Origin of the sequence: Acidovorax sp. IB03 (genome assembly GCF_016406015.1) — a bacterium.
GTDB lineage: Bacteria > Pseudomonadota > Gammaproteobacteria > Burkholderiales > Burkholderiaceae_C > Acidovorax > Acidovorax temperans.
Genome location: NZ_JAEFCH010000056.1, coordinates 1 through 16,566, shown reverse-complemented (window position 1 = coordinate 16,566; position 16,566 = coordinate 1). Strand labels below are relative to the sequence as shown.

Below are 16,566 nucleotides of genomic sequence, written 5' to 3'. Positions count from 1 at the left end.
GATGATAGTGCGGGTTCCCGTGTGAAAGTAGGTCATCGTCAGGCTCTTACAGCCCAAACCGCCCCTGTGCTCATTCGAGTACAGGGGCGTTTTGCTTTGGGGGGTTCAGTCTGATTGGGCTCCAAGGCAAGATCATTTTGCGGGACAAAACTCTGCAACGCTCAAAGTTCATAGCCCCGTCACTGAACTTGGTGGTTTTAGCTTGGCCTAAACAGCCAGCCTCCTGCCTTCGCTAAACACCACCAGCTCTCCACTCCCAAACGCCCTCCATGCCTCGTTCCTTGTCAGCGGACTCGTTACCACCACCGACACCTCATCCTTCTCGCTCGTCTCTTGGGAGAAGTCGAGCTTGAGATCTTCGTCACTCAGGTGTGCTTCCCCAAACGGGTGACGGCGCTCCAGGTAATAGAGGCTTGTGGTGGCATGCGCCCACAGTGCTTGTCCGTTGGAGAGCAAAAAGTTGAACGTGCCGTGCGGGCTGATGCGGGCGGCCAGTTCTTTGAGCGTCAAGGTCAGCTCCGGGACGGACGGTACGCTGGCGTGAGACTTCGCCAGTTCCTGCATGATCCAGCAGAAAGCATGTTCGCTGTCGGTGTCTCCCACGGGGCGGAAATGCGAATGCAGTCGAGGGCGAAAGTCTTTGAGGTCGCCGTTGTGGGCGAAGACCCAGTAGCGCCCCCAAAGCTCACGCACAAAAGGGTGGCAATTTTGCAGACTGACCACGCCCTGGGTGGCCTTGCGGATATGGGCGATGACGTTTTTGCTTTTGATGGGATAACGGCGGATCAGCTCTGCCACGGGTGATTCCACCGCCGCTTGGTGGTCTACAAAGTGCCTCAAGCCCTTGTCTTCAAAGAAAGCGATTCCCCAGCCGTCGCTGTGGTGGTCTGTCTTCCCGCCCCGTTGGGCGAACCCTGTGAAGCTGAAGGTCACATCGGTAGGGACATTGCAGTTCATGCCGAGCAGTTGGCACATGGGGGTGTGTTCCGTTTCTTGGTTGAATGGACTTGATGTAGACACGATGATGCCTCCGCAAAGGGGAGTCATCGCCCTGACTCACTCCGGCTTGGGTGCGCGCAGTTGCCAGGCTGCTACCAACGCGATCAGGCAGAGCAAGGTCAGCATCAAAAACGTCTCGCCGAAGGCGGTGATGCGTGCAGGAGTACTACCCCCAGTGGCGAGGGAAACGCCATGGGCGGTCAGGCGCCATTCCAAAACGATGCCGCACAGGCTGACCCCAGCCGCACCACCGAGCATGCGCAAGAAACCGATGGCGCTCGACCCTTGGGAAATCAGCGATTTGTCCAGCGGACGCATGGCTCCCAAATTGAGCGATGGCAGGATGAAGCCCAGACCGATGCGCCCAAGGATGGCAAAGGCCACCAGCATCCATAGTGAAGAGCCCAGGCTGACAAACACCATAAGGCCGAAAGACAGCGCCAGCAGCCCCAACCCAATACTGACCAGAAAATGCGTGGGCTGCCTATCTGCCAGGCGGCCCACGAGGGCGATGGTGACGGCCAGTACAAAACCGGCGGGCAGCATCAAGGTGCCGACGTGTGACGCCGACAACTCCAGCCCCAGCTGCATATAGACCGGGAGCAGGTAGGTCGAACCGAACAGGGCGGTGCCGTAGATGAAGGCCACCACACTACCCATGGCAAATTGTCGATACTGGAACAGCCGCAAGTCCATCAAAGGTTTGTGGCCGCGTTGGATGAGTCGGCGTTGCCAGGCAATGAAAGCGGCCACACAAACCGCTGCGATGGCGAGCAGAGTCGCGGCTTCGGCCATGGAGCCTCCGTGCAGTGACACGAGTCCGTTGAGCAGGCACAGCGTGCCTACGGTGCCGAGTAGCAGGCCGCGCCAGTCCAGCGCTTCGCCCTGGCGGTTAGGTTCCACGCCTCCAGGCGCGCTAGCGGGCACAAACTTATAGGCCAGCCAGAGCGATGCCAGGCACAGCGGCACCACCATGAAAAAAATCGAACGCCAGCCAAACCAGTCCACCAGCAGGCCGCCAATGCTGGGGCCCAGGGCGGGGGCCAGCACCACCCCCATGCCAAAAATGCCGCTGGCGCGGCCCTGCTCGTGGGGCTGGAATGCGTACAAGATGATGACGGCAGGGATAGGTTGCACAACGCCTGCCGCCAAGCCCTCGGCCACGCGCGCGGCCAGCACCAGGCCAAAATCACGGGCCAGTCCGCCCCCCACACCGCCAGCCAGCAAGAGCAGCATGGCCCCCACATAGGTGGCGCGGTAGCCATAGCGTGACAGCAGCCACGGTGTGGTGAGCATGGATACCGTAGTGGCCACCATGAACCCCGATGTGACCCACTGCGCCCGCTCCTGGCCCAGCGCGAAGTAGTGGCTCATGTCCGGAATCGCCACGTTGACGATGGTGGAGGACATGATGGATGCCATGGTCCCGACCATCACTGACAGCAGCAGCAACCACCGGTAGCGCTCGCCATAGCGCTCGCGCAGCAAGGACAACGATCCTGAAACGTGGGTCATGAAGAGGTCAGAGGTGTGGACTGCGCTCAGGATCCATGAAAACTACAGAAGACTCAGGATGTCCGTTCCAGCCAGAGCTTGCCGCCCGTGGCCCAGTTTTCGCGTTTGACGTCGGTGATCAGGATGTCCACCATCTCAGGTGTGCCGCCAAGCACTTCTACGGAAACACGGGTGATTTCTTCCACCAGTTTTTTCTTCTGTTCGACCGTGCGGCCTTCCATCATTTCAATGTGGTACGTCGGCATGGGGATGCTCCTCAGGCAAAAAAACGATCATAAGGGAGGTCGATGAGGCTCTGGGGCACCTTCGGGACCATCGCCAGCAGGTGCGCCAGCGCGTGCGCACACCGGGCAGATGCAGCGCTGGCCCCGCTCATTCGCAGGCAATTGTTCGAGGGCGGCGCGTGACACCGTGGTGTTCATGCACCAGCAGTCTGCTGCCTCGCCGCCCGCGGCGATCGCGCAGCTGTTGGGTTGGCCGCAAGCGGGGCAGGTTTGCGCGTAGGAGGGAAAGGTCGTGTTCACAAAAGGGCGAGGGCCAGCAGCAGCTGGTGAGTGCAGATCTTGTCAGTGATTGCAGCCACTTTAAAAGAAAAATGGCTTTTGTGCTTATTGATCAAGCGCTGATAGCTACAAAAATAGTAGCGAATTTGGAGCCTGTAAGGCACTCAATTTCCAAGCCGCCGATGTTGGCACAGGTGGCACCACATCTTTGCCAGAGGGGTTTCATCGCACCCATCTGCCGCGCCCAGCGCTTTTGACGATTCGGCAGCGTGTTGTGTTGCGACGGTGTTAGATCTTTTGGATGGTGACCCTTGTGTGCAAGAGCCCGCCTCTACACCATGCGCAATTCAGGCGCGAGCGGCCGTGGCGAAGCGATGTCTCCACAGTCGAGCAGATGAGCCAACAAAAACGGCACCCGAAGGTGCCGTTGACTTATCAATAAAACAGCCTGCAGCGCCCACGGAATAAGCGCAGCTAGCTATTCAATCAATAGCATTTCATGATGCCGAGGCCTTGAGCTTCAGACGCCAGGCGTGCAGCAGAGGCTCGGTGTAGCCGCTGGGTTGCTCCAGGCCCTTGAAGACCAGGTCGCACGCCGCTTGGTAAGCCATGCTGGTATCGAAGTGGCCGGCCATGGGGCGGTACAGGGGGTCACCCGCGTTTTGCTGGTCCACCACGGCGGCCATGCGTTCAAAGGTCTCGCGCACCTGGGCTTCGGTCACCACGCCGTGGTGCAGCCAGTTGGCCATGTGCTGGCTGCTGATGCGCAGCGTGGCGCGGTCTTCCATCAGGCCCACGTTGTGGATGTCGGGCACCTTGGAGCAGCCCACGCCCTGGTCCACCCAGCGCACCACGTAGCCCAGAATGCCCTGGGCGTTGTTGTCCAGCTCCTGCTGCTTCTCGGCGTCACTCCAGTGGGGGCTGGCGGCCACGGGCACGGTGAGCAGGCCGGTCAGCAGGTTGTCGCGCTCGGCGTTCACATCGATCTTTTCCAGCTCGATCTGGATGTCGCTCACCTTCACCTGGTGGTAGTGCAGCGCGTGCAGCGTGGCGCCCGTGGGGCTGGGCACCCAGGCGGTGTTGGCACCGGCCTTGGGGTGGGCGATCTTCTGCTTGAGCATCTCGGCCATCAGGTCGGGCATGGCCCACATGCCTTTGCCGATCTGTGCCTTGCCGCGCAGGCCACAGCTCAGGCCCACCAGCACGTTGTTCTTCTCGTAGGCCTGGATCCAGGCGCTGGTCTTCATGTCGCCCTTGCGCACCATGGGGCCGGCGTGCATGGCGGTGTGTATCTCGTCGCCCGTGCGGTCCAGGAAGCCGGTGTTGATGAACGCCACACGGCTCGATGCGGCGGCAATGCAGGCCTTGAGGTTGACGGAGGTGCGGCGCTCTTCGTCCATGATGCCCAGCTTGACGGTGCTGTCGGGCAGGCCCAGCAGCTTTTCGACGCGGCCGAACAGCTCGGCGGCAAAAGCCACCTCGGCGGGGCCGTGCATCTTGGGCTTGACGATGTAGACGCTGCCCTTGCGGCTGTTGCGGATTCCGTTGGCGCCGTGGCCTTGCAGGTCGTGCAGGGCGATGGTGGTGGTGACCACCGCGTCCATGATGCCTTCGGGAATTTCGCGCTGCGCGCCCTGGGCGTCAGTCCACAGGATGGCGGGGTTCGTCATCAGGTGGCCCACATTGCGCAGGAACATCAGCGAGCGGCCATGCAGGCGCACTTCGCTGCCCCCGGCAGCTTGACTGCCGGTTCCCGCGTTTGGCGCGGTGTAGATGCGGTCAGGGTTCAGGCCGCGCGTGAAGGTCTTGCCACCCTTGGTGACCTGCTCGGTCAGCGTCGCCTGGATGATGCCCAGCCAGTTGCTGTAGCCCAGCACCTTGTCCTCGGCGTCCACAGCAGCCACAGAGTCTTCCAGGTCCAGGATGGTGGACAGGGCCGCTTCCAGCACCAGGTCGCTCACGCCGGCGGCATCAGACTGGCCGATGGGCGTGCTGCGGTCGATCTGGATATCGAGGTGCAGGCCGTTGTGCTGCAGCAGCACCGACGAAGGCGCGGCGGCGTTGCCCTGGTAGCCCTTGAACTGCGAGGCGTCTTTCAAGCCTGTGGTGCTGCCGTTGGCCAGTGACACCACCAGCTGGCCGCCTTCGACACGATAGCCTGTCGAATCCTTGTGCGAGCCGGTGGCCAGAGGGGCCGTGTCATCCAGCACCTGGCGTGCAAACGCGATCACCTTGGCGCCGCGCACGGGGTTGTAGCCCTTGCCCTTTTCAGCGCCGCCTTCTTCGCTGATGGCGTCTGTGCCATACAGCGCGTCATACAGGCTGCCCCAGCGGGCGTTGGCGGCGTTCAGTGCATAGCGGGCGTTCAGGATGGGCACCACCAGCTGGGGACCGGCCTGCGTAGCCAGTTCGTCGTCCACATTGGTGGTGGTGGCCTTCACCTCGGCAGGCTGGGGCACCAGGTAGCCGATCTTTTCCAGGAAGCCGCGGTAGGCCACCATGTCCTTGATGGGGCCGGGGTTGGCTTTGTGCCAGGTGTCCAGCTCGGTCTGCAGGCGGTCGCGCTCGGCCAGCAGGGCGATGTTGCGCGGGGCCAGGTCGGCCACGATGGCGTCAAAGCCTTTCCAGAAGGCGGAGCTGTCCACGCCCGTGCCGGGCAGCACCTTGTCTTCGACAAAGCGGAACAGGGAAGTAGCCACTTGTAGGCCGTGGACGGTGGTGCGGTCGGTCATGGAGGGTGCCTTGAACAATGGTTGAAAAACGGGTTTGCTGCCTAGTGGCAAAGATGCCAGCGGGCAGCTTGTAGGCCACTGTATTGCAAATGTTTGAAGATATAAAGACGAAGAAAATCTCAAAACCAATGACTTTTATGCAAAAGTGCGGGCATGGACAAACTCAAAGCGTTTGAATCGTTCGTTTCTGTGGCCACGCGCGGCAGTTTGACGGCCGCTGCCAAGGCCGAAGGCGTGGCCCCGGCCATCATGGGCCGCCGGCTGGACGCGCTGGAAGCGCATCTGGGCGTCAAGCTGCTGGTGCGCACCACCCGGCGCATCAGCCTCACGCACGAAGGCAGCGCCTTTTTGGAAGACTGCCAGCGTGTGCTAGCCGACGTGGCCAATGCCGAGGCCAGTGTGTCCGAAGGCGGCGTGAAAGCCACTGGGCACCTGCGCATCACCGCCCCGGCTGGCTTTGGCCGCCGCCATGTGGCGCCGCTGGTGCCGCGTTTTCGCGAACTGCACCCCGATGTGACCATCTCGCTGAATCTCAGCGACCGCGTGGTGGACATGGCGGGCGAGGGCTACGACTGCGCCGTGCGCGTGGGCGATCTGCCCGACTCATCGCTGGTGAGCGTGCGCATTGCCGACAACCGCCGCCTGTGCGTGGCCACCCCCGCCTATTTGCAGCGCCACGGCACGCCGCGCCACCCCAGCGACCTGCTGCAGTTTGACTGCCTCACGCTGTCCAGCGAAGCCTCGCAGATCCGGGGCTGGGCGTTTCGCATGCCCACCGAGGGCGGCGGCACCGAGGTGGTCTACCTCAAGCCCGGCGGCCCCCTCGATTGCTCAGACGGCCAGGTGCTGCACGACTGGTGCCTTTCGGGCTACGGCATTGCCTGGCGCAGCACCTGGGAGGTCGAGGCCGAGATCGCCGCAGGCCGACTGGTGGAGGTGCTGGCCGACTTTGCCGCCCCGCCCAACGGCATTTACGTGGTGTTTCCCCAGCGCAAGCACATGCCCCTGCGGGTGCGGCTGTGGATCGAATACCTCAAGCAGCAATACGCGCAGCCCGCCTTCTGGCAGGGGCGGTGATGACCCTTCGCCCCACCCCGCCCGCGCGCCCCGTGGCAGACTGAGCCCATGACTGAGCCCACGCTCCTCGTCGCAGACGACCACCCCCTGTTCCGCGCCGCCGTGCTGCACGTGCTGCAGGGGCGCCTGCCCCAATTCCGCACCCTGGAGGCCGCCAGCGCCGCCACCCTGGGCCAGGCGCTGCAAGAGCACCCCGAGATCGAGCTGGTGCTGCTGGACCTGAGCATGCCCGGCGCCCGCGGCTTTTCAGCCCTGCTGCATGTGCGCGGCGAGTACCCCGAGGTGCCCGTGGTCATCATCTCGTCCAACGACCACCCCCGCGTCATCCGCCGCGCGCAGCAGTTTGGCGCGGCGGGCTTCATCCCCAAATCCGCCCCCGCCGACGCCATGGGCGAAGCCATTCAGGCCGTGCTCGACGGCGGCAGCTGGTTCCCTCCCATGGCGGCCGAACGCTCCGAGGCCGACGCCGAACTGGCCGCCCGCCTCGCGCAGCTCACCCCCCAGCAATTCCGCGTGCTGCTGTGCCTGGCCGATGGCCTGCTCAACAAACAGATCGCCGCAGAGTTGGGCCTGGCCGAAAACACCGTCAAGGTGCATGTCACCGCCATCTTGAAAAAGCTGGAGTGCTACAGCCGCACGCAGGCGGCGGTGCTGGTGAAAAGCCTGGAGACTGAGGACGGCGGCTCTGTTTGAGTCTGCCTAGCAGGCTTTGAGTGAAATTGGCCTCTGGCGCTTATCTGTCAAGCGTTGGTAGCTATCAAAATGATAGTGGTGCGGCGGTGCGCTGTGCCCCTGGTGGCTGGCGCGAAGCCGCGTGGCCCAACGTTGTGCCCAACACCGGCGCAGTCTTTGCGGGTAGAGGTTCTCTATTTCAGCCGCAGCAATGTCTGGCTCACCAGCGCCCGCAACGCCGGTGCCCGCACGGGCTTGGCCAGAAAGCCCCAGCCGCGCTCGGCCGCCTGGCGGCGCAGGGTGGCGTCGCGCTCGGCGGTGACCAGGATCATGGCGGGCGTCTGGCCCCAGCGCTGGCACAGCTGCGCGAACACTTCGGGGCCGTGAAGGCCCGCGCCCAGGTGCACATTCAGCAGCACCAGCTGTGGCGCCTGGCCGGGCTGGGCGGCGGCCAGTGCTTCGGGCGCGCCTGCGGCCAGCGGTACCGCGCAGCCCCAGCGTTGCAGCAAGGCCCGGGTGGCGGCGCAGGTGGGGCCGTCGTCTTCGATCACCCAGGCGCTGCTGCCTTGCAGTGGAGCGTCGTCTGATACGGGCTGCGCGGTGGTGGGGGCAGATGGGGGTTGCGCTGCGGCCGGGTCCCCCAGCGGCACGCACACCCAGAAAACGCTGCCGCGCCCCAGTTGCGAGCGCAGGCCAATTTCATGGCCCAGCAGGCGGCCCAGGCGTTCGACGATGGCCAGGCCCAGGCCCGCGCCCCGGTCGTCGGCGCGGCCTTCGTCCAGGCGGCGGAATTCTTCAAAGATTTCGCGTTGCAGTGCCTCGGGAATGCCGGGGCCCTGGTCGTGCACCTCAATGCGCAAATGCCCACCCATGCGGCGGCAACCCACCACGATGCGCCCGCGCCGGCTATAGCGGATGGCGTTGGAGACGAAGTTCTGCAATATGCGGCGCAGCAGGTTTTCGTCGGTGCGCACCACGGCGCGGGTGGGCACGCAGCGCAGTTGCAGGCCCTGGCTTTCGGCCAGCACGCCAAAGTTGTGGCCCAGCACCTGCAGCAGCGGGCCCAGCGGTACGTCGCGGATATGCACTTCGAGCTGGCCCGATTCCATGCGCGAGATATCGAGCAGGCTGTTGAGAATGGCATCCTGCGCGGCCAAGGCGCCTTCAATGCTGTCGGCCGCGTGCCGCCCGGCTTCATCGGGCAGGTGGCTGCGCAAGAGCGAGGTGAACATGCGCGCGGCGTTCAGGGGCTGCAGCAGGTCGTGCACGGCGGCAGCCACGAAGCGGGTTTTGGAGCGGTTGGCGCGCTCGGCCTCTTGGCGGGCCACGTCCAGGTCGCGGGTGCGGTCAGCCACGCGCTGTTCCAGCGCATCGGCGAGGAACCGCAGTTCACGCGCAGCGTTCTTGTAGCTGGTGATGTCTGCGTAGCTGGTCACAAAGCCGCCTTCGGGCAGCGGGTTGCCGCGGATCTCGAGCACCGTGCCGTCTTCTTTGGCGCTTTCGTGCAGGTGGGGGTTGCCGCTGCGCAGGTGGGCCAGGCGGCGTTCGATGGCTTCTTCCACCGGGCCCGGGCCCAGCAAGCCCCGGCGGGCGTTGTGGCGCAGCAGGTCGGCAATGGGGCGGCCCACCTGCATCAGGTCGGCCGGGTAGCGGAATAGCTGCACGTAACGTGAATTCCAGGCCACCAGCTTCAGGTCGGCGTCGATGATGACCACGCCCTGGGGCAGGTGCTCCAGGCTGCGGGAGAGGCCCGTGTCCGTTTGCTGCGCGGCCTGCTGGGCGGCCTGCACGATGCCGTCCTGCGCGGTGCGCAGCTCTTGCGCGTGCTGTTGCAGCACGGTTTCCAGCTCCTGGCGGCTGCGCTGGCGCAGGCGGGCCAGGCGCTGGCGCTGGCGCACAAACAGCACCAGCAGCGCCAGGGCCAGCCAGCCGCCGGCGCCGGCGGCACCGGCCCAGCGGCTGTCGGCCAGGCTGTTGTGCGTGTCGTGCACCAGGTGCAGTTGCCAGGGCGTGCCGGGCAAGGGCTGGGTTTGCCACAGCACGCGCCCTGCGGGCGCAGGCATATCAGGGCTGGATGCCACGCGTACCAGCTGACCACCGTTGTCCATGTGGTCTTCCACCTGCATTTCCAGGGGGCGCAGTGGTTGGTTGGCGTATTGCCGGGTGGCATTCAATTCGCGGCGTTCTTCGTCGCTCAGCGGTTGCAGCAGGCGGTAGCGCCAGGCATCCTGGCTGGCCAGAAACACCACGCCGTGGGCGTCGGATGCGAGCACGATGTCGGGCGTTTGCAGCCATTCGCGCTCCAGCTCCTGCAAGGCAATCTTGATGACCACCAGCCCCAGCGTGTGACCATGGTCATCGCGAATGGCCTGCGACAGGAAGTAGCCCGGCACCCCGGTGGTGACGCCAATGCCGTAAAAACTGCCGCGCCCCTGGGCCAGCGCCTGCTGCACATAGGGGCGAAAGCTGTAGTCCTGCCCCACGTTGCTGGTAGCCGAGCGCCAGTTGCTGGCGGCCACGGCCAAGCCGTCTGAGTTGAGCAGGGTGAGGGTGGACGACTGGCTGGCGCCGTTGGCCTGCTCCAGCTTGCGGTTGAGCTGCGCTACCTCGTCGGTGCTCAGAGTGCGGCGCAGGGCGCCCTGCAGTTGCGCGTCCAGCGCCAGCACTTCGGGCAGGGTGCGGTAGCGGTCGATGCGCTGGGTCAGCGTCTGCCCGTACAGGGCCAGCTGGCGTTGCACGCTGTCGCTTTCGGCGTGCAGTGACCGCTGCCAGGCCCATTGGCTTGCCGCGAACATGCTGGCCACCGTGCCGGTGAGCAGGATCAGCAGCGTCCAGAACTGGCGAAGGCGGGGCGTAGGCATGGCAGCGTGCGGTTAGGGGCGTAGATGGGGCCTGTGGGGCGGGTGAGAGTGTGCCGCAGGGTCCCTTGGGTCTAAGTAGTTACCCTGATAGGGCGCGCTGGCTCTCCTGTGGAGCGGCTTGCGACTAATACCAATAGGTTATCGGCTGAAACAAAGTGCAGCGGTACAAACGGCACCCTTGACGCGCGCCGGAAGCACCCCGGTGGTGCAGACCCGTGACCCCAGGAGACCCGTTCCATGCACAACCATTCCGCTCCCGCAGCCTCAACCTTGAAGCTGCCTTTTTATCGGCAACTGTACTTCCAGGTGGTGTTTGCCATCGTGTTGGGCGTGCTGCTGGGCCATTTCGAGCCGTCCTATGGCGAGGCGCTCAAACCGCTGGGCGACGCGTTCATCAAGCTGGTCAAGATGATCATCGCCCCGGTGATCTTCCTCACCATCGTGACCGGCATCGCGGGCATGTCGCAGCTCTCCACCGTGGGCCGCGTCTTCGGCAAGGCCATGGCGTACTTCCTGTTCTTCTCCACCCTGGCGCTGGTGGTGGGGCTGGTGGTGGCCAACGTGGTGCAGCCCGGTGCTGGCATGAACATCAACCCCGCAGACCTGGACCAGACCGCCGTGAAGGGCTACGTGGCCAAGTCGCACGAGATGACGCTCACCGGCTTTGCGCTGGACATCATCCCCAAGACGCTGGTCAGCCCCTTTGTGGGCGACAACATCCTGCAGGTGCTGCTGGTGGCGGTGCTGTTCGGCATTGGCCTGGCCATGGTGGGTGAGCCGGGACGCCCGGTGCTGAATTTTCTGGAAGCCCTCACCACCCCCGTGTTCAAGGTGGTGGGCATTGTGATGAAGGTGGCCCCCATCGGCGCGTTTGGCGCCATGGCGTTCACCATCGGCAAGTTCGGCCTGGGGTCGCTCGTGAACCTGGCCTGGCTGGTGGGCTCGTTCTACGTCACGTCGCTGTTGTTTGTGGTGGTGATTCTGGGCTTTGTGGCGCGGCTGTGCGGTTTCTCGGTGCTCAAGCTGTGCCGTTACCTCAGGGCCGAGTTGATGCTGGTGCTGGGCACGTCGTCGTCGGAGTCGGCCCTGCCTTCGCTGATGGAAAAGATGGAAAAGGCCGGTTGCAGCAAGTCGGTGGTGGGCCTCGTGGTGCCCACGGGCTACTCGTTCAATCTGGACGGCACCAACATTTACATGACGCTGGCGGCGCTGTTCATCGCCCAGGCCACCAACACTGAGCTGACGCTGGGCCACCAGGTGGCGCTGCTGCTGGTGGCGATGTTGTCGTCCAAGGGCGCAGCGGGCGTGACGGGCGCGGGCTTCATCACCCTGGCCGCCACCCTGGCTGTGGTGCCTGAAGTGCCGGTGGCCGGCATGGCGCTGATTCTGGGCGTGGACCGTTTCATGAGCGAATGCCGTTCGCTGACCAACTTCATCGGCAACGCCGTGGCCACGGTGGTCGTCTCCCGCTGGGAAAACGCGCTGGACTATGAGCGCCTGGACGCTGCGCTGAACGGCCACGCCTTGCCAGCCGCTGCGGCGGTGGCGCCTGTGGTGGATGCCGAAGTGCCCGTGACTGCGACAGCGCGCACCCTGGCCTGATTGCATCTTTCGCTGGAATTTGATGGCGGCGCGGCCCTTAGGGGCTTGCGCCGCTTTTTCATGGGCGGCTGAGGGGATCAAGCACAATGGCGGCGCTCATCAGGCTTGCCCTGTGTAGGTAGCCCTTGGCTGTCTCTCGTTTGCCGCGGGGCTCTGGTGTTTTCAAAGGATATTGCATGACTCTTGAAGCTGTCTTGGCCGCATTGCACATGGTGGCCATCCTCACGCTGGTGGTTTTTCTGACCAGCGAAGCCGCGCTGTGCCGTTCGGAATGGATGAACCCCGCGGTGGTCAAGCGCCTGGCGCGGCTGGACTTGATCTATGGCATTACCGCCGTGGTGCTGCTGGCCACGGGGCTCGCGCGCCTGTACTTTGGCGTGAAGGGGCTGTCCTGGTACGTCTCGCAGCCGCTGTTTCACGTCAAGATGACGCTGTTCGTGCTGATGGGGCTGCTGTCCATCAAGCCCACGCTCACCTTCCGCCGCTGGCTCAAGGCCCTGAACCAGACGGGCGCATTGCCTGGCGAGGCCGAGGTGCGCAGCACCCGCCGCTGGGTCATGGTTCAGTCGCACATCCTGCCCGTGGTGGCGGTGATTGCCGTGTTCTGGGCGCGGGGCTGGTAAGCAGCGCTGCACCAAGGAAAAAGCCCGCCAGGCTTGCGCTTGGCGGGCTTTTTCGTGTGGGGTGGGCGGATAGTGGGAACCGCCCGGCCCCTCACTTCTTGAGGCACTCGCTCATGAATGCCTTGCGCTCATCGCCCTTGAGGGTCTTGGCTTGGGGGTCGGCGTTGCAAGCCTTCATCTTGTCTTGTTGCGTGGCGGGCTTGTTGCTCAGGCACGACTTCATGAACTCCTTGCGCTCGTCACCCTTCTTGTCGCCGGCTTCTGCGTTGCAGGTGGCCATTTTGGTTTGTTGCTTGGTGGGGGCTGCGGCTGGAGCGGAGGCAGGCGCTGCAGGTGTGGCGGCGGCTGGGGCAGCCGCGGTGGCTGGAGCGACCTTGGCGGCGGGGGCTGCAGCAGCAGCGGGCGCGTCGGCAGCGTGTACTGCGCTGATCGAAAGGGCCAGGCCCAAGGCAGTCAGGGAAAGAAACTTTTTCATAGGGGCTCCAGAACGTTTGTGGAACATCGACAACCAAACCGGGTGGGATGGTGATTGGTCAACGCGCCAAACTCTGGCGGCGATGACAGCCATGCATCATGGGGCAGATTTCTTACGATCTGTTGCCTCTTGGTTCCATCAAGATTCCTGCCTGGTATCTGGCGCTGTGGGTGGGGCAGTCGCCGGGCTGCGGCGCGCTGACTCCGCTCATCGGGTGCGGACCGCTGTGGTGTGCTTGGTCACTGTGTTCACAGGGCTTGGGGTGGGCACCCGTAAAATCCGCCGATGCTCTCTGTCAAAAACGAACTCCTGGCCACGTTGGCTACCGCGCTGGATGCCATTTCTCCCGGCGCCGGTGCCAAGGCGGCCTTTGAATCCCCCAAGGTCGCCGCCCACGGCGACTTTGCCTGCACGGCTGCCATGCAACTGGCCAAGCCCCTCAAGCTCAACCCCCGCGCCCTGGGCGAACAGCTCAAGGCCACGCTGGAGGCCACCCCCGCCTACCAGCGCTGGGTGGATGCGATTGAAATCGCAGGCCCCGGCTTCCTGAACATCCGCCTCAAGCCCGCTGCCAAGCAGGAAGTGGTGCGTGAGGTGCTGGGCGCAGGCGAGCGCTTTGGTTACCAGCCCAGCAACGGCCATCGCGTGCTGGTCGAATTCGTATCGGCCAACCCTACCGGCCCGCTGCACGTGGGCCATGGCCGCCAGGCCGCCATTGGCGACGCCATCAGCAACCTCTTCAGCACCCAGGGCTGGAGCGTGCACCGCGAGTTCTATTACAACGACGCCGGTGTGCAGATCGACACCCTGACCAAGAGTACGCAATTGCGCGCCAAGGGCTTCAAGCCCGGTGACGACTGCTGGCCTACCGACAGCGACAACCCGCTGGCCAAGAACTTCTACAACGGCGACTACATCGCCGACATTGCCGAGGCCTTCAAGGCCAAGGCCACCGTGAAAGCGGACGACCGCGAGTTCACCGCCAATGGCGATGTCGATGACTACGACAACATCCGCCAGTTTGCCGTGGCCTACCTGCGCAATGAGCAGGACAAGGATCTGCAGGCGTTCAACCTGCACTTTGACCAGTACTACCTCGAATCGAGCCTCTACACCAGCGGCCGCGTCGAGGCCACGGTGAACAAGCTCGTCGCCAACGGCAAAACTTACGAGCAGGACGGCGCGCTGTGGCTCAAGAGCACGGACTACGGCGACGACAAGGACCGCGTCATGCGCAAGAGCGATGGCACCTACACCTACTTCGTGCCTGATGTGGCGTATCACATCGCCAAGTGGGAGCGTGGCTTTGCCAAGGTCGTCAACATCCAGGGTACGGACCACCACGGCACCATCGCCCGCGTGCGCGCCGGCCTGCAAGCCGCCGACGTAGGTATCCCCCAGGGCTACCCCGACTACGTGCTGCACACCATGGTGCGCGTGGTGCGTGGCGGCGAAGAGGTCAAGATCAGCAAGCGCGCTGGCAGCTACGTCACGCTGCGCGATTTGATCGAGTGGACCAGCAAGGACGCGGTGCGCTTCTTCCTTCTGAGCCGCAAGCCCGACACCGAGTACACCTTTGACGTGGACCTGGCCGTGGCCCAGAACAACGACAACCCCGTGTACTACGTGCAGTACGCCCATGCGCGCATCCAGTCGGTGCTGCGCGCATGGCAAGAGGCGGGCGGCGGCGATGTGGCTTCGCTCAAGGATGTGGACCTGTCGGCCCTGGAAGGCCCTCAGGCCCAGGCGCTCATGCTGCAACTCGCCAAATACCCCGAAATGCTCACGGCCGCTGCGCTGGGTGAGGCGCCCCACGATGTGACCTTCTACCTGCGTGACCTGGCCTCGGCGTACCACAGCTACTACGATGCCGAGCGCATCCTGGTGGATGATGAGGCGGTGAAGAAGGCCCGCCTGGCGCTTGTCGCGGCCACGGCGCAGGTCTTGCACAACGGTCTCGCGGTGCTGGGTGTGTCGGCCCCGGCCAGAATGTGAGTGGAAACTACCATGAAGAAAAAACAGTTGGGCGGAACCATTCTGGGATTCATCCTGGGTGTGATCGTGGGTTTGGGCGCTGCCCTGGCCGTGGCGGTGTACGTCACTAAAGTGCCTGTCCCATTCCTGAACAAGGGTGGTGCGCGCGGTGCAGACCAGGACGCTGCCGAGGCGCAAAAAAACAAGGACTGGGACCCCAACTCGCCACTGCGTGGCAAGTCGGCCGCCAAGCCGCCTGCGCCAGCCGCTTCGGCTGCCGGGGCTGAACCCGCCACCCCCGCCGCACAGCCTGTGGCCACCGCGGAGCCCAAGGGGGCTGCCGCATCGGCCCCCAAGGCGGCTGCCAGCAAGCCCGAAAAAGTAGAGACTGGCAAGCCCACCAGCGCCGACCCGCTGGGTGACCTGGCCAAAGCCAAGGCTGCGGAGTCAGGTAGCGCGGACCCTTATGACTACTTTGTGCAGGCCGGTGCCTTCCGCACGCAGGCCGATGCCGATGCCCAGCGCGCCAAGCTGGCCATGATGGGCTGGGAAGCCCGCGTGAGCGAGCGCGAGCAAAACGGCCGCCCGGTCTTCCGCGTTCGCGTGGGGCCGTTCGCCAAGCGCGATGACGCCGCCGCCCTCAAAGACAAACTGGACGGTACGGGCGTGGAATCTGCGCTGGTGCGCGTGCAGCGTTGATGCGGCCGTCGCCCACGGCTGAACTTTTTCGAGGCATGCCGCTCACATCCTAAAGACCAGACCAAGGAGTGTTCTTTTCATGAAACGTCGCGAGTTTTCCCTGTCCGCTGCCTCCGCTGTTGCAGCCTCTGCGGTCACTTTGCCAGTGGCGCTGCCCGCTGCAGCGCAAGTGCGCCAGTTCAAAGAGGGCAAGGACTACCAAAAGCTCTCCAAGCCTGCGCCTACCGAGGCCCCTGCCGGCAAGATCGAGATCATCGAGTTCTTCTGGTACAGCTGCCCCCACTGCAATTCGTTCGAGCCCGTGCTCGACGCCTGGATCAAGGCCGCGCCCAAGGACCTCGTCGTCCGCCGCGTGCCAGTGGCGTTCAACGCCAGCTTCGTGCCCCAGCAAAAGCTGTATTACGCGCTCGAAGGCATGGGCAAGCTCGACGCCGTGCACGCCAAAGTGTTCCGCGCCATCCACGTGGAAAAGCTCAAGCTGGCCAAGGACGACGACATTTTTGCCTGGGTGGGCAACCAGGGCGTGGATGTGGCCAAGTTCAAGGAGGTCTACAACTCCTTCACCGTGAACAACCAGGCCCGCCGCGCTGCGCAACTGCAAGGCGAGTACGGCGTGGAAGGTGTGCCTTCCATGGGCGTAGCAGGCCGCTATTACACCGATGGCACCATGGCTGGCAGCATGCAGACCGTGCTGCAAGTGGTGGACTACCTGGTGGGCCAGACCCGCAAGGCCTGATGCACCGCTGATTCAGCCCTGCACTACAAAAGCCCGCGCCAGCGTAATGCCAGTCAGTTAAGAGCTGACTGGCATTTTTTCGTTGGGAATTTGGAAGC

Annotated in this window: 14 protein-coding genes; 7 read left to right on the top strand and 7 right to left on the bottom strand. The window is 64.0% G+C overall.

Annotated elements, in window-relative coordinates; genetic code table 11:
* Positions 1-207: 207 nt before the first annotated feature.
* The 5 genes from IHV84_RS19275 to IHV84_RS19255 all read right to left on the bottom strand — a co-directional run bounded on the left by IHV84_RS19275 (position 208) and on the right by IHV84_RS19255 (position 5,749).
* Positions 208-975, bottom strand: a complete 768-nt coding sequence (locus IHV84_RS19275) for a class II glutamine amidotransferase (protein ID WP_198848054.1) — start codon at positions 973-975, stop codon at positions 208-210.
* A gap of 81 nt (positions 976-1,056) precedes the next feature.
* Positions 1,057-2,514, bottom strand: a complete 1,458-nt coding sequence (locus IHV84_RS19270) for a DHA2 family efflux MFS transporter permease subunit (RefSeq protein ID WP_198848053.1) — start codon at positions 2,512-2,514, stop codon at positions 1,057-1,059.
* Between the two features lie 53 nt (positions 2,515-2,567).
* On the bottom strand, positions 2,568-2,759 hold the full coding sequence (locus IHV84_RS19265) for a 4-oxalocrotonate tautomerase (RefSeq protein WP_044396727.1): 192 nt from the start codon (positions 2,757-2,759) through the stop codon (positions 2,568-2,570).
* Positions 2,760-2,786: 27 nt separating this feature from the next.
* The gene (locus IHV84_RS19260) at positions 2,787-3,038 is read right to left on the bottom strand and encodes a cysteine-rich CWC family protein (RefSeq protein ID WP_198848052.1); all 252 of its coding nucleotides are present in this window, start codon (positions 3,036-3,038) and stop codon (positions 2,787-2,789) included.
* A gap of 476 nt (positions 3,039-3,514) precedes the next feature.
* Positions 3,515-5,749, bottom strand: coding sequence for a malate synthase G (locus tag IHV84_RS19255; RefSeq protein ID WP_198848051.1), 2,235 nt, complete (start codon positions 5,747-5,749; stop codon positions 3,515-3,517).
* 153 nt (positions 5,750-5,902) lie between these two features.
* Between IHV84_RS19255 and IHV84_RS19250 the strand changes: the two genes are divergently transcribed.
* Both IHV84_RS19250 and IHV84_RS19245 read left to right on the top strand, forming a co-directional pair.
* On the top strand, positions 5,903-6,826 hold the full coding sequence (locus IHV84_RS19250; protein WP_044396382.1) for a LysR family transcriptional regulator: 924 nt from the start codon (positions 5,903-5,905) through the stop codon (positions 6,824-6,826).
* A gap of 48 nt (positions 6,827-6,874) precedes the next feature.
* Entirely contained in the window at positions 6,875-7,519 is a 645-nt protein-coding gene (locus IHV84_RS19245) for a response regulator transcription factor (RefSeq protein ID WP_066691701.1), read from the top strand.
* 173 nt (positions 7,520-7,692) lie between these two features.
* Here the strand turns inward: IHV84_RS19245 and IHV84_RS19240 are convergent, their stop codons facing one another.
* On the bottom strand, positions 7,693-10,359 hold the full coding sequence (locus IHV84_RS19240; RefSeq protein WP_198848050.1) for a PAS-domain containing protein: 2,667 nt from the start codon (positions 10,357-10,359) through the stop codon (positions 7,693-7,695).
* A gap of 237 nt (positions 10,360-10,596) precedes the next feature.
* Here IHV84_RS19240 and IHV84_RS19235 point away from each other — a divergent pair, with 237 nt between their 5' ends.
* Entirely contained in the window at positions 10,597-11,961 is a 1,365-nt protein-coding gene (locus tag IHV84_RS19235; RefSeq protein WP_198848049.1) for a dicarboxylate/amino acid:cation symporter, read from the top strand.
* Between the two features lie 176 nt (positions 11,962-12,137).
* Positions 12,138-12,584: a DUF2214 family protein gene (locus IHV84_RS19230; RefSeq protein WP_066691694.1), complete on the top strand. Its 447-nt coding sequence runs from the start codon at positions 12,138-12,140 to the stop codon at positions 12,582-12,584.
* A 91-nt stretch (positions 12,585-12,675) separates the two neighbouring features.
* On the opposite strand, the gene IHV84_RS19225 is transcribed toward IHV84_RS19230, so the two are convergent.
* On the bottom strand, positions 12,676-13,059 hold the full coding sequence (locus IHV84_RS19225; RefSeq protein ID WP_044396394.1) for a PsiF family protein: 384 nt from the start codon (positions 13,057-13,059) through the stop codon (positions 12,676-12,678).
* A gap of 285 nt (positions 13,060-13,344) precedes the next feature.
* On the opposite strand from IHV84_RS19225, the gene argS reads away from it, so the two are divergent.
* The 3 genes from argS to IHV84_RS19210 all read left to right on the top strand — a co-directional run bounded on the left by argS (position 13,345) and on the right by IHV84_RS19210 (position 16,468).
* A complete protein-coding gene (gene argS, locus IHV84_RS19220; RefSeq protein WP_198848048.1) occupies positions 13,345-15,054 on the top strand; it encodes an arginine--tRNA ligase in 1,710 nt (569 codons plus the stop codon).
* 12 nt (positions 15,055-15,066) lie between these two features.
* Positions 15,067-15,732 (top strand): SPOR domain-containing protein, encoded by a 666-nt coding sequence (locus IHV84_RS19215; RefSeq protein WP_198848047.1) that lies wholly within the window; start codon positions 15,067-15,069, stop codon positions 15,730-15,732.
* A 79-nt stretch (positions 15,733-15,811) separates the two neighbouring features.
* Positions 15,812-16,468 (top strand): thiol:disulfide interchange protein DsbA/DsbL, encoded by a 657-nt coding sequence (locus tag IHV84_RS19210; RefSeq protein WP_044396400.1) that lies wholly within the window; start codon positions 15,812-15,814, stop codon positions 16,466-16,468.
* Positions 16,469-16,566 lie beyond the last annotated feature (98 nt).

Bases quoted from the DNA above. Each gene is read 5' to 3' on its own strand.
- IHV84_RS19245 (WP_066691701.1), top strand. From the start codon at position 6,875: ATGACTGAGCCCACGCTCCTCGTCGCAGACGACCACCCCCTGTTCCGC.
- IHV84_RS19230 (WP_066691694.1), top strand. From the start codon at position 12,138: ATGACTCTTGAAGCTGTCTTGGCCGCATTGCACATGGTGGCCATCCTC.
- IHV84_RS19250 (WP_044396382.1), top strand. From the start codon at position 5,903: ATGGACAAACTCAAAGCGTTTGAATCGTTCGTTTCTGTGGCCACGCGC.
- IHV84_RS19240 (WP_198848050.1), bottom strand. From the start codon at position 10,359: ATGCCTACGCCCCGCCTTCGCCAGTTCTGGACGCTGCTGATCCTGCTC.
- IHV84_RS19225 (WP_044396394.1), bottom strand. From the start codon at position 13,059: ATGAAAAAGTTTCTTTCCCTGACTGCCTTGGGCCTGGCCCTTTCGATC.
- argS (WP_198848048.1), top strand. From the start codon at position 13,345: ATGCTCTCTGTCAAAAACGAACTCCTGGCCACGTTGGCTACCGCGCTG.
- IHV84_RS19215 (WP_198848047.1), top strand. From the start codon at position 15,067: ATGAAGAAAAAACAGTTGGGCGGAACCATTCTGGGATTCATCCTGGGT.
- IHV84_RS19265 (WP_044396727.1), bottom strand. From the start codon at position 2,759: ATGCCGACGTACCACATTGAAATGATGGAAGGCCGCACGGTCGAACAG.
- IHV84_RS19275 (WP_198848054.1), bottom strand. From the start codon at position 975: ATGTGCCAACTGCTCGGCATGAACTGCAATGTCCCTACCGATGTGACC.
- IHV84_RS19235 (WP_198848049.1), top strand. From the start codon at position 10,597: ATGCACAACCATTCCGCTCCCGCAGCCTCAACCTTGAAGCTGCCTTTT.
- IHV84_RS19255 (WP_198848051.1), bottom strand. From the start codon at position 5,749: ATGACCGACCGCACCACCGTCCACGGCCTACAAGTGGCTACTTCCCTG.
- IHV84_RS19210 (WP_044396400.1), top strand. From the start codon at position 15,812: ATGAAACGTCGCGAGTTTTCCCTGTCCGCTGCCTCCGCTGTTGCAGCC.
- IHV84_RS19270 (WP_198848053.1), bottom strand. From the start codon at position 2,514: ATGACCCACGTTTCAGGATCGTTGTCCTTGCTGCGCGAGCGCTATGGC.